Here is a 12,229-nt window from a genome sequence, read left to right as displayed (position 1 = left end):
TCACCGCCATAATACAGCACCCTTATTATGTAAAACCGTAGGACGCCTAACAGCCTGCCCCTTAAAGAAAAACAAAAATATAACAAAGTAAAAAATATCCAACAATGTTGGAAACAATATTGGCTCAGAAAATGCTCTAAAAAACAAAATCATCACAAGCGAAAAATAAGCAATCTTAGCAGAGAACTTTACTCTTGAAAAAAAGAACAAAAACGGCGAAAACAAAACCATCAAAAATACACCCAAGCCCATATAAGAATGAGATCGTATAAAGGAATTATGAGGATTATTTCCATAGAGCTCAGCAATTACAGTACCATCAAAACTGGAGCCAGCAAAAAGACCTATAGCGGAAATGCCCCCTACGTAATCACTAATCATTTCAACCCTAGCGGAATCATATAATCCTCTGGAAAGATTTGTTCTAGCATAAAAATACTCGAAAACAGCATCATAGCTAAAACAAAAAACAAAAAACAAAACAGCAACAAATCCTATAACACCCAAAACCCTACCAGTTCTTTTATATTTAACATCGAGACAAAAGTTAAATAGAAAGCTGAAAGCAAAAATAGCAAAGGCCGCCAATATAGCACCTCTTCCAATGCCTAGCACCGCAATGAAAAAGGTCATAGCCGCAGACAATAAAGGAAGCCTGCCATTAATAGAAAAAGCGATTAAAGACAGCGTCACTTGCAAAACTATAAAATACGACGGAACCCCATTAGTACTTGCACCCTCAATAATAGCTCCAAAAGGCTCAGCCTCATCCCTATAGATATAATAAAGAAAAATAAAAATAAAAAATAAAAAATAAAATGAAAACTGATAAGCCTGCAACACCAAACATCTATGGATCGATACCATTTTACGAGCTGCAAAAAAACAAAAAACGGTTGATACGTAATAGAAAAACACGCTGAAGCCATGATTTAAAGCCAAGAAAACTGGAATTATAAACATTGAAAACAACAACAAAAAAACCAAAACATTACGCGAAACAGGCTTTTGGATAATATCAGAAATAGAATAAATCCCTACAACTAAAGTACCCACCAACAAAGAGAATGGACTATTTATAAAGAAACTAAAAAACACGAACAATATAACAAAGGCCATAACATAGAGATGCCGACGCTCCGACTTTAGAAAGTTTCCACACATGGCTTTAAACTCTTTGCTGGCACACCGAGGACTTAGGCTATAGCACGCCCTTTTCTACACTCTTCAGCTCATGCAAAAAAGCATCTAAGTCATTGAATTTACCGCCTAAATTAGCCAACTTTGCATCTGAAAACTCCCACCATTTTATCTCCTCCAGCTGGTTTATCACAGCTGGGCTAAATCGATATCTAATGATTTTTGCCGGATTGCCGACAGCGATGGCGTAAGATGGCACATCTTTCGTTACAACTGCTCCTGCCCCAACTACAGCTCCATTGCCGATACAGACGCCGGGTAAAATAATTGCCGATCTCCCTATCCATACGTCGCTTCCGATGTAGATCTTAGATGCAATCTGTAACGTGTGCTCGGCAAATTTTTTTGTGACACTGTCTCGCCCCCTGTAAAAGACAGGCGACATACTTACCCACTCCATCGGGTGCCTGGCGCCCCCGATGACGACGCCACTGGCGATAGAGGTAAAAGCACCTATATCACAATGAGAGATATCACAATCGTAACCACAAAAGCTGTAGCGCCCCATACGTGATGAAACAAAATTCGTACCCGCCTCTACTTTGGCTGACTTATGAATTTCGGAATCTATAACCGAGGGAAACCGCAATTTCTTTATTACTTTTGAAAGCAAATAAGTAATAGTGTATCCAAAAATCTTCATAAGCACCTACACTAAACTAAATAACGGAAGCAACCGGGCGGCGTGGATAAGCATCCAACAAACTCACATCGGTTAAATTTACAACACTAACGCCGTGCTTTTTTGCGAGCTTCGCTATTAAATAATGGAACTCCGTGGTGATATGATAGTACTTAAGATAAAAGGCAAGGTTATATGAGACCTCCTCCATCTCCTTTTCATCATCATAACAATGACCATGCCCAAAATTGCAAAAAGCGTTATAATCGCACCCCAACAAATAAATCTCTTTAAACCCCATATACATCGCAGAAACAATACAAACACTTACAACATTCATCAACCCATAGATATCTTTATCTAGTTCAAAGCTAACCTGGCCTACTGGATATTTTTTTGCATACACATAAATGGCACTCACCTCTTGCTGAATCTCTTCAACTATTCCTTTTGCCCGAGGGTCTGTTATAAAAACTGGCGGGGCCTCTTTATACAAACTAACAACATCCGAATATGTGCCTTGCAAGCACTCCCAATAATTATTATCAACTAAAGCATAATAATCAGGACGTAAAGCCTTCCCCACATCGGCCTTATATAAAGAATTCAAGCCAAAGGTATACTCGCCACCCAACTGCGCAACTTGTCTATCGCTTAACCCACCTAAAGAGGGGCCTGTTCCCAATATAAAGCAACGCTCACCTTTATGTTTGTTTTTATATACCAAATTCCCTTTAACAACATGCCTAACTTTATAATTTGCCAGAAAAACCAGCTTAGCTACAATGTTATACGCAACATAAATACAATTATCTAAGAATTCTTTTATTTTAAATTTATCCATGCTTCTCACCATAAAAACCCAACAAAAAACCAACTAGACTATTGTTCTGAACATCCAATGATATGTCGCATTCATACCACTCTTGGACGCCTTCTAGCACCGCAAACTCAATTTATCCAATGTGACGGGTGTATTTTTAAGTACACTGCACGAAACCGTTGCCCCTATAACCATATCGATATATTTAGGCGCAACCCCGAATCCCGGCCTAACGCTGCGAACCGCATCTAGCGTAATAACATCGCCTGCCTTTAGATCTTTTACAAAGTAAAGCGAGCGTCGAAACTTGACACTGCCCTGTTCGCTCGATTTACGTCCGTAATCCACCCGCCCAAGTGCCTGCCAAGCCGTTTTAGTATCACGGCATAATGCAGCCAACTCCTGAGGCTCTAGTGAAAAGCTGTCATCCGGACCGCCAGCAGAGCGATCTAGGGTAAAATGCTTTTCAATTATCGAGGCCCCCAGCGCCACACTGGTAAGGGCCGTGGTATTGTCCAAAGTATGATCAGAAAGCCCTGTTACCAAGCCATGACGCATGATCATATCGGGAATAGTACGTAGGTTGTAATCCTCCGCAGCAGCCGGATAGCCGCTGACGCAATGCAGTACAGCCAACTCGTTGCATCCCCCCTCACGCGCAGCCTCTATGGCCTCGGCAATTTCCTCTGCATCGGCCATACCGGTAGAAATGATCATAGGCTTGCCCGTACTAGCTACATATTTGATCAAGGGCAAGTCAATGGCCTCGAAAGAGGCGATTTTGTAGGCTGGTACGTTTAGCCCCTCCAGCAGATCGACCGCAGTGTTGTCGAATGGCGAGCTGAACATCGTGATGTCGCACTTTCGAGCATGCTCGAACAGTGTCTTGTGCCATTCCCAAGGCATGTGGGCTTCTTGGTAGAGTTGATAAAGAGTCTTATTATCCCACAGACCGCCGCGGATTCTAAATTCTTCAGAGTCGCAGTCAAGAGTGATTGTATCTGCAGTATAGGTCTGAAGCTTGACTGCGGACGCCCCACTTTTTTTTGCAACTTCTATTAACTTTAAAGCATTCTCCAACTTACCATTATGATTAGCAGAGACTTCAGCAATAACGTAAGGCTGTTCATCGACAGAAATTCGGCGCCCATCGATGGTTATATAAGGGACTGTCATTCTAGGATCTCGATCTTAACTATTAGAAATATATTCCTGTGCACCACGATAAAATCTCGTCCCTGGTTTTGGCGCATAATATTCAGGGCTTTCAAAGCCTAAACTGTCAGCTATCCACCACCGAAGATCTGTAAAGCCTATCTTGTCACGAAAAACTAACGTACTAGAAAGGCGGGGGTTGATCTCAAACAATAGTGGGCCGCTTTCGGTTAAGCGTAGCTGTATGTTTATCGCTCCTTCTAGCTGCATGGCTTTCGCAATAGCGCGGACATACTCATCAATTTCTACGTTATCGACAATGATGCCGCTTCCAGTCAATCCTCCCATTAGCTTTCGTTTGATAATCAAAGTGCGCATATCTGTTTTCGATGATACGTAAACTGGGCAGGTATATTCTTGGTTATCAGGCAGCAAACATTCCTGCCAGACCCAGCCAACATTACACACCTTTAATTCATCTGCGCTTTTTATCAATGTAACGCCCTTGCTGCCTTGGCCAGAGCGAGGTTTCACGATTACCGGGTAGCTTGATGGAGTTGTGCACCCTACTATTCCATTGGCGGGCACGGATATACCGCATGACTTTAAATGAGAAAGACAGTCAAATTTATCTAGAGACCTCTGAACTGTAAACTTATTGTTACGAATAATCGAGGCACCAGCAATATCAGTTATACCAGCTGAAGCCAGCGTACTAATTTCCGCTTCGCTACTCGGAATAAAAACATCAATTCCATTTTTAGAGATATAATCAGCAACCCAAGAGAGATACTTATCCTCATTGGCTCGCGGAGCAACATCACACTTATCAAGAACAAATAACCCAGGGTGATCCGGATGAATATCTATTCCATGTAGTTCGGAAAACACCCCCCATTCCTTGAGTATCCGAGCAATTCCCAAACCAATGTCGCCAGCTACACCGCTTACAAGAACATTCATACTTAAACTACCTACTCATAATGGCCGAAAGATAGTCAAGCTCTGGATTCCTCTCGCGAACTGCACGTATGATCGACTCTGTATCGAATGCCTTTCTCTTAAAGCGTATGACTTGATTTTCTGTATTAACAACGATGTAGCTGGCCGAGCCCCCAAGATCTCTAGGCTGGCCAACAGACCCAGGATTCAGCAGATAGCGATTACCATGCTTATGCAAAAAAGGATAATGAGTATGACCAAAAACGGTGTATTCCCTATCTGAGTAGTTCTTCAATAACTCTTCCAACGGAGCGTCAGGATAGAGATATTCATCAGTACTTCCTAGCGCCCCATGACCTACATGAAACTGCATTCCACCTATGTCTAGGCGCATTTCCTCAGGCAGCGACTTAAGCCAAAGCATCTGAGTGCTAGAAAGCTGATTTCGACAGGCCTCGTATCCAGATCCGTATTTTTTCCGGTAACGATGGGCAGCCTCGTCGTTTATCAATACTTCATCAAGTATCTTCTCGTGATTTCCACGAATGCAGATGAATCGATCATCTGACATTAGCATTTCAATAACTTCACGAGGCCAGTAGTAATAGCCAACCAAATCACCCGCAACCAGAATTTTTTCTACTCTTTCCTTGTTCAGGTCATCTAGTACAGCTTGCAAGGCATATATATTGGCATGCAGATCGGACAGCAAAGCGATTTTCATCAGATGACATCTCGGACAATGGACATTATCTGCTCAGCTACTTCGCGCGGATTTTTTAACGCATGATTCGTACTGAAACCCTTAAAAATCTCAACATCAGGCATGACTTCTGCTCGCTGCAGTCGAATATGACCCTGCATCTCTGTATTCATGACTCCTGGGTCGAAATGGAGAACCTTCACATGATTATTTTCTGCAGCCAATACGTCTAGTGCCATGATAGCCGCTGCCTTACTGACACAGTACGCCATCCACCCCTTGACCGGCCGATGGGCAGCACCGGAGCTGATATTAAGAACGAACAGCCGAGCGCCAACACTCTTTGCCTTAACGGCTAATTGCTGAGCAAGCGCCAGCGGCCCTAGGCAGTTAACTCTTAGGGCGCTTTCCATACTAAAAAAAGATACATCGACAGCCCTTTCGATCGGCTCGATGGTACCGGCATTGCTGATGAATACTACGAACTTCGTATTTGGCAAGATATCTATGTTTATATTCATTCCGCCCTGCTGATCAAAATCTGACTGAATATATTGATAGCCCTCATGAGTTTCGCCCAAAGACTTGCGGGAAATAAAGATACGCTGCGCCACTGGGAATTTTTCACGAACTAGCAAATCGTGAAGCTCATAACCCAAGCCACGACTAGCACCAGTCAGAATGATTGCGTTCATTGAGTTCCCATCAAGTAGTCAAAAACTTTTTCGCAGCCTGAACCGTCGGTTACAGAAGCTGCGCTCTCAGACATTTGCGGGGCTATACGCCAAGCTTGTTTCAGCGCGTCATCAAGGAAGCGACCTCCCGGCTTTTCTAATGCGTGCACACTCAGTGTTATAACTGCACCTTGCTTGGATAATTCCTCAGAGACCATTTTCTGATTTTCTGCTAAACAGAGAAGGATGCAGGGCAAACCGAGCACACAACGTTCCCAAGAGGTCGCTCCTGCTGCACCAATCGCTAGGTCGCTATCGGCCATCAGACGTGCCATATCGCTGACTCCAACCAAAACTTGGGTAGGCCAAGCCATGCTGAGTGCCTGTTGCTTTATTTCGCTCAGCCAAGGGGCGGTGGGCCCCATAACCACGGTGATCTGGCAGTTGCCCGGAAGTGGGCTGTCGCGAAGCGCGTTCAGCACTCTCCCTGTAGCGTTATCGTTATCAACACCGCCCATGCTTATCAAGAGTTGACGCAACTGCGGTTTCGCTCGACGCTGCAAGCTACGGGGGCGCTGTGCAGCGAATTCCGGGCGAAGCAGTGCATATTTCGAACCACAGAGCAGTTTGCAGTCGTGAGGCACCCACGCGCGATAATGCTCATCCTGGCGGCCAAAATTTTGGTCCAGAAGTAGATCGCACGCATGTGCTCGGTCAGCTAGGTCATCGACCACCATCAATTTGCGATAGTACGGTTTGAGGGCCTGCTCCCAGTGAAAGTCCAGCGCATAGTGATCAACAATTAGCCAATCGGGTTGCCGTTCCGCGAGGATCGATGCGCAGGCTGCAGCGTCCTCGGGCTGGCTGGCACCGAGCCAGTGACTATGAACAGGAGATTGCTCGTCACTCGCCGTCGTGCATCCAGACACACCTGCCCCTACCGCGAGTGCATGAGCGATGTAGCCCTTGTTGCGGATTAGATCCAGCAGATGGCCGGGATGCGCCCGGCCGATGAACTCGCAGCTCGCCCCGCCCGCCGTGAGCGCATCAGCCAGGGTCAGGCAGCGCATCACATGGCCCGTACCCATCTGCAGAGAAGCATCTACGCGAAAGACGACTTTCATCAGTACCTCAGCCTTCCTGCATCATGGCTTTAAACAGCCATTCGGCCCGCATCCAGTCTTCGGGGGTATCGATGTCTTGCACGCGATGACGCTGCAGCATTACTGGCAGTGCGTCGGGGCTGAAGATCTGCTTACCCTGTAGCCAGGCATCGGCTCCGCCCCAATAGAACTGCCCGGCGTCATGAAAGGCCCCTTCCAAATCCTGTGAACGGGTGTTGAAGTATTCGGGATTGAACATTTCCACACGACCTTGACCATTGATTCGAATGGCGCGCTGGATGGGAAACGCATAGCTCGTGACCGAGAAGGCATAATCACAGTCATTGCCTTGCAATACTTGCATGCCCCGATTCAGATCTTCGGCAGTAACAAAAGGCGCAGTGGCATACAGGCAACAAACCTGCTCGACCGTGCGCCCTTGCAGGGTGAACCATTCAATGGCGTGGCGGATTACCGGAATGGTGCCGGTATGATCATCGGACAGTTCAGCCGGGCGCATGAACGGTACGTCAGCGCCGTGCTGACGGGCCACGTCGGCAATCTCCGCATCGTCGGTGGAAACGACAACCTGATCGAAGCATCGGCTCTGCAGCGCCGCCTCGATGGACCAGGCAATCATAGGCTTACCACAGAACTGCTTGATGTTCTTGCGCGGAATACGCTTGCTGCCGCCCCGTGCGGGAATGACAGCTAGCTTCATGAGCGCAGCAACTCCAAGAGTGTTTCGACAACATAATCTTGTTCTGACTCTTTGAGATTTGGAAAAAGTGGAATACTAATAGCCTCCGAATAATATTTTTCAGCCGCCGGAAAGTCACCCAAACCAAACCCCAACGTTTGATAATACGGTTGAGTGTGAACAGGTATGTAATGGAGGTTAACCATTATTTCCTTAGCTCTGAGCGCTTCAAATACCTCAACATGAGAAAGCTTTATTTCATTAAGCCTTAATCGAATAACATAAAGATGAAAAGCCGACCAACCATCCTTGTGTTGCCACGGCGTAATGACAGGCAAATCCGCAAGGAGCTTATTATAACGCTCAGCCAACTCATGCCGGCGAGCAACATAATGCAGAAGCCGACTCATCTGACTGCTTCCAAGCGCCGCTTGAATATCCGTCATGCGATAATTAAAACCAAGCTCAACCTGTTGATAATACCAAGAGCCTTCCATTGGCTTTGTCATCAAACTGGAGGCGCGGGTAATTCCATGACTCCTCAACAATGACATTTTTTCCGCAAGTTTTTCATTATTGGTGACAGCCATACCACCTTCTGCGGATGTAATTATCTTGACAGGATGGAAGCTAAATACCGTAATCTCACTATATCGACAATTACCAATCGGCTCATTCAAATATAAACCACCAATAGCATGAGAAGCATCCTCTATGATTTTAAAACCATACTGTAGCGATAGATTATATATAGCCTTCATGTCACATGGCTGACCACCGAAGTGAACCGGCACAATTACCTTCGGCAGCACACCTTGTTTTTCAGCAGCAATTAATTTTGCCTCCAAGGCAACTGGACACAAATTGTATGTTCGAGCGTCAATATCAACAAAATCAACCTTTGCACCACAATAAAGCGCACAGTTAGCCGAGGCAACGAACGTATTGGGCGTAGTCCACAACCAATCCCCTGTTCCCAATCCCAATGACAAACAAGCTATGTGTAGCGCGGATGTAGCACTATTTACGGCAACAGCGTATTTTACGTTACAATGGCGTACTACATCCTGCTCAAACTTAGGTACAGCTGGCCCTTGAGTAAGATGTGGCGAACCAAGAACTTCCAGCACCGCTTTGACATCACTTTCAGTAATATCTTGACGTCCGTAAGGAATCATTTCAGCCCCTGCAATTTAAGTTTACTTATGTCAAACCCAAGAAAATCCACTGGCGTCAAACAGTAATAGGCGTATAGCTTCCAAATCAAAATTACAACTTGGGAAACGCACAAGCCTATCAACACAGACTCATCCGGGAAAGGAAAGTAGAACACAAATGCGCTAAACAAAAAAGCCACCAAAGCAACTACGCGCGAATACACTATTTGGCTATCGAGTTGCTGAGCATACAAGGCATAATGAAAAACCAACCATAGCGAGTTAATCACAACCGCAAACAAGACCCAATAAAAAATAAAATAATTATCAAGATAAGCCTCCTTGCCAATCCACTTAAGAAGATATGGAAAAACCAACAAACTAGCAAATACAAAAATCACAACACATATAATTGTCGAAAACAACATTATCCGCATATTTCTTTTAAACAAACTTACATCTCGACTTTTATAAGCCCCAATTAAGGCCGGATAAGAAAATGAAAAAACCGCAGCATCAAGGAAAGCAAGAAGCGTACCCGCAACTCCTATAAACAATACATATGCAGCAACTATTTCAAGCCCAGAAAGCTCACTTATAAGATAGCGGTCAAATGTAAAAACCCCCCTAAACGCCAACGTCGCAACCAACATTGGCACGGCGATCTTTATGCCTGCCCAAACCCACTGAAAATCAACTGTATTATTCCATCCACCTAGCCGCATACTTTTGAGCTTAAAAAATGAATATATAAGAGCTGAAATTGATCCGGCACACCAGAAAAAAAATACGCAATCTAAGCTCTTGTAAACATCATCAACAACCATAAAAAGGACAGCAACGACAGCCCAAAACGCTTGATTTAGAAACAAAACAATACTTGCTGACAACTGCTCTGACGCAGCTATGAAAAATCGAACCAACTCCAAACACAAGTACTCAAATATTAAAATAACAAAAAACCACTTAGCTAGCGTCCAAGGCAACCAGCCTAAGAAAAATATAGAAAGCAGAAGCGGAAAAACAGAAAAATACAACAAACAAGCAAGAAACGCCTGGGATTTAATATACCACCCCCAAAGCGCTCTATCTCCGCCAGAAACTTTCCTATTAACGTAATTATAAAAATCGAGCCCAACAAAATAAATCGAATAACCTATAGCTGCCACCAACAGCCCATACAACCCTATTTCGGCCGGATCCAGAAACTTCACTAAAGCAAACAAAAAAACAAATCGACTAATAAGAACCAAACCACGTATAGATACATTTACAATCCTAACGATCAAAGCCACGATCCATCCATAAAAAACAAAATAATCATTAGTGCCTCGTAATATAATTCACACACAAGCATCCACTTCCTTCATTATTCTTCTTATAGTCTTTCAAGCAATGCTTGTAGTTAATAAAAAATGACTATGGCTCAGCACGGTGTTCCGGTTCTACTTGGAAAACCTGCCTGATCGCAGCTTACAGGGGCCTCACTATAATCTGCATCTGGCCGATATCCGTTCTGTCATTCCGTTAGGCGCTCGCGACCAGAAAGATCGACAGCGCTCCGTTCGACCGCATCATATCGCCCGGTAATAACTGTAAGCGGCTTACTTTGCTGCTCATAGCTGGCATACAGCCGAGCGGTCAAGGCCTGCTTTGCATTATCTTCACCATGCACCACCCGTATCTCAGTCGGCCATTGCTGCATCCCAGTCACAAAATCCACCAACCCGTTCTGGTCCGCATGGGCAGAGTAGCCACCGATGCTGCTAATGCCAGCACGGATATCGAAGTGTTCGCCATCCAGGTTTACATAGCCGCCTTTCGGACCGTAGGTTTGGATAGCGTGCCCTGGCGTGCCTTTGGCCTGGTAGCCAACGAAAAGGACGTTGTGCCTTTTGTCGCCCAGCATGGCATTCAGGTAATTGACGATGCGGCCACCCGAGCACATGCCACCACCGGCAATCACGATGGCGGGGCGTGCGGTTTGAGTCAGGTGGTTCACTATTCGTTGGTGGTCGCTGTGGCTGTCTATTGTAATGAGTTGTTCAAAGGCCAGCGGGCGGCGCCCGGATTGGACTCTGTCGTGGGCTTCCTGATTCCAGTATGGCTGCAGGCTTCGATAGGCTTCGGTGAAGCGCGTGGCCAAGGGCGAATCGAGAATGATCGGGAGCTTGGGCCAGTTTGTTTCGAGGCCGTATTCGGAGCTGTCGTTATTGCCCCTCACCCTAGCCCTCTCCCCAGGGGGGAGAGGGGATTGGACGTGCGGGTTGTCAGTGTTTTCTACGCTCTTGCTCGCGTGTTCATCGGCGTGGAGAACGGAGTGACTTGTAGAGGTCTGCAGTTTGCTGTGAATGATCTCTTCCAGCTCGTACAGTAACTCCTGCGTGCGGCCAATGCTGAAGGCTGGAATCAGTACGGTGCCCTGATCCTGCAGGGCATGTTCGATGACGGCTTCTAAACGCTGACGGCGGCTGGCGCGGTCTTCATGCAGGCGGTCGCCGTACGTGCTTTCAAGGACGAGGATATCGGCTCGCTCGGGTGATTCGGGCGGCATCAGTAGTGGCGCATGTGCTGCCCCAAGGTCTCCGGAGAAAACGATGCGCTTGCTTTCGCCACTGGCGGGGTACGTCAGGTCAATTTCCACGTATGCGGAGCCGAGAATATGACCAGCTCGCTGTAGCCGTACACGGGCGATGAGCTCTTCGGTTTCCAGCAGTGTTGACCATCGCTGGTACGGCAACGGCCGCAACCGCTGCTCGACCAGCTTGAGGTAGCGCTCGACGGCTTTTTGATCACGGCTGAAGCCTAGCTTGAAGGCATCTTCAAGAACGATAGGCAGTAGTTTGGCCGAAGGCTCGCTGCAGTAAATCGGGCCTTTGTATCCGGCGGCAAGCAGATAGGGAATTCGCCCCACGTGGTCGATATGCACATGCGTGACGACGAGCGCTTGGACGCTGGCCAAGGAGAACTCGATATCCAGCCGTCCTGTAGCAGCGCGCCCATCGCTCGAAGTCTCCTTACCCTGGAACAGGCCGCAATCGACCAGCAAGCTATGGCTCGCGTCCATGTGTAGCTGATGACAGGAACCAGTTACGCCATCCTTAGCGCCGTGGTGTTCGATATCTGGATAGCGCACGGTTATTCCTTTAA

At 46.2% G+C, this 12,229-nt stretch carries 12 protein-coding genes; all 12 read right to left on the bottom strand.

Annotated elements, in window-relative coordinates:
• The 12 genes from BM275_RS22155 to BM275_RS18905 all read right to left on the bottom strand — a co-directional run bounded on the left by BM275_RS22155 (window position 1) and on the right by BM275_RS18905 (window position 12,215).
• A complete protein-coding gene (locus BM275_RS22155) occupies window positions 1-1,164 on the bottom strand; it encodes a hypothetical protein (protein WP_139229590.1) in 1,164 nt (387 codons plus the stop codon).
• 37 nt (window positions 1,165-1,201) lie between these two features.
• Window positions 1,202-1,843 carry a CatB-related O-acetyltransferase gene (locus BM275_RS18955; RefSeq protein WP_090522955.1) on the bottom strand — a complete coding sequence of 214 codons (642 nt, stop codon included), beginning with the start codon at window positions 1,841-1,843 and terminating at the stop codon, window positions 1,202-1,204.
• A 16-nt stretch (window positions 1,844-1,859) separates the two neighbouring features.
• Entirely contained in the window at window positions 1,860-2,666 is an 807-nt protein-coding gene (locus tag BM275_RS22150) for a motility associated factor glycosyltransferase family protein (protein ID WP_167362178.1), read from the bottom strand.
• Window positions 2,667-2,759: 93 nt separating this feature from the next.
• On the bottom strand, window positions 2,760-3,821 hold the full coding sequence (pseI, locus tag BM275_RS18945; protein WP_090522951.1) for a pseudaminic acid synthase: 1,062 nt from the start codon (window positions 3,819-3,821) through the stop codon (window positions 2,760-2,762).
• A 15-nt stretch (window positions 3,822-3,836) separates the two neighbouring features.
• On the bottom strand, window positions 3,837-4,763 hold the full coding sequence (locus BM275_RS18940; protein WP_090522949.1) for an ATP-grasp domain-containing protein: 927 nt from the start codon (window positions 4,761-4,763) through the stop codon (window positions 3,837-3,839).
• A gap of 7 nt (window positions 4,764-4,770) precedes the next feature.
• Window positions 4,771-5,466, bottom strand: a complete 696-nt coding sequence (locus BM275_RS18935; RefSeq protein WP_090522947.1) for a metallophosphoesterase family protein — start codon at window positions 5,464-5,466, stop codon at window positions 4,771-4,773.
• Window positions 5,466-6,140: an SDR family NAD(P)-dependent oxidoreductase gene (locus BM275_RS18930; protein WP_090522945.1), complete on the bottom strand. Its 675-nt coding sequence runs from the start codon at window positions 6,138-6,140 to the stop codon at window positions 5,466-5,468. The genes BM275_RS18935 and BM275_RS18930 overlap by 1 nt, the downstream gene beginning before the upstream one ends.
• Window positions 6,137-7,243 carry a UDP-2,4-diacetamido-2,4,6-trideoxy-beta-L-altropyranose hydrolase gene (pseG, locus tag BM275_RS18925; RefSeq protein WP_090522943.1) on the bottom strand — a complete coding sequence of 369 codons (1,107 nt, stop codon included), beginning with the start codon at window positions 7,241-7,243 and terminating at the stop codon, window positions 6,137-6,139. The genes BM275_RS18930 and pseG overlap by 4 nt, the downstream gene beginning before the upstream one ends.
• Before the next feature lie 7 nt (window positions 7,244-7,250).
• Complete coding sequence (pseF, locus tag BM275_RS18920) at window positions 7,251-7,943, bottom strand: pseudaminic acid cytidylyltransferase (protein ID WP_090522941.1); 693 nt, start codon at window positions 7,941-7,943, stop codon at window positions 7,251-7,253.
• On the bottom strand, window positions 7,940-9,100 hold the full coding sequence (gene pseC, locus BM275_RS18915; RefSeq protein ID WP_090522939.1) for a UDP-4-amino-4,6-dideoxy-N-acetyl-beta-L-altrosamine transaminase: 1,161 nt from the start codon (window positions 9,098-9,100) through the stop codon (window positions 7,940-7,942). Before pseC ends, pseF begins: the two co-directional genes overlap by 4 nt.
• Complete coding sequence (locus tag BM275_RS22145) at window positions 9,097-10,374, bottom strand: MATE family efflux transporter (protein WP_139229588.1); 1,278 nt, start codon at window positions 10,372-10,374, stop codon at window positions 9,097-9,099. Before BM275_RS22145 ends, pseC begins: the two co-directional genes overlap by 4 nt.
• Before the next feature lie 224 nt (window positions 10,375-10,598).
• A complete protein-coding gene (locus tag BM275_RS18905; protein ID WP_090522936.1) occupies window positions 10,599-12,215 on the bottom strand; it encodes an MBL fold metallo-hydrolase RNA specificity domain-containing protein in 1,617 nt (538 codons plus the stop codon).
• Between the last annotated feature and the right edge of the window lie 14 nt (window positions 12,216-12,229).

Origin of the sequence: Stutzerimonas kunmingensis (genome assembly GCF_900114065.1) — a bacterium.
In the GTDB taxonomy this organism is placed as follows: domain Bacteria; phylum Pseudomonadota; class Gammaproteobacteria; order Pseudomonadales; family Pseudomonadaceae; genus Stutzerimonas; species Stutzerimonas kunmingensis.
Note: the sequence above shows the minus strand (reverse complement) of the source record. Positions and strands in the feature narration are given on the sequence as shown.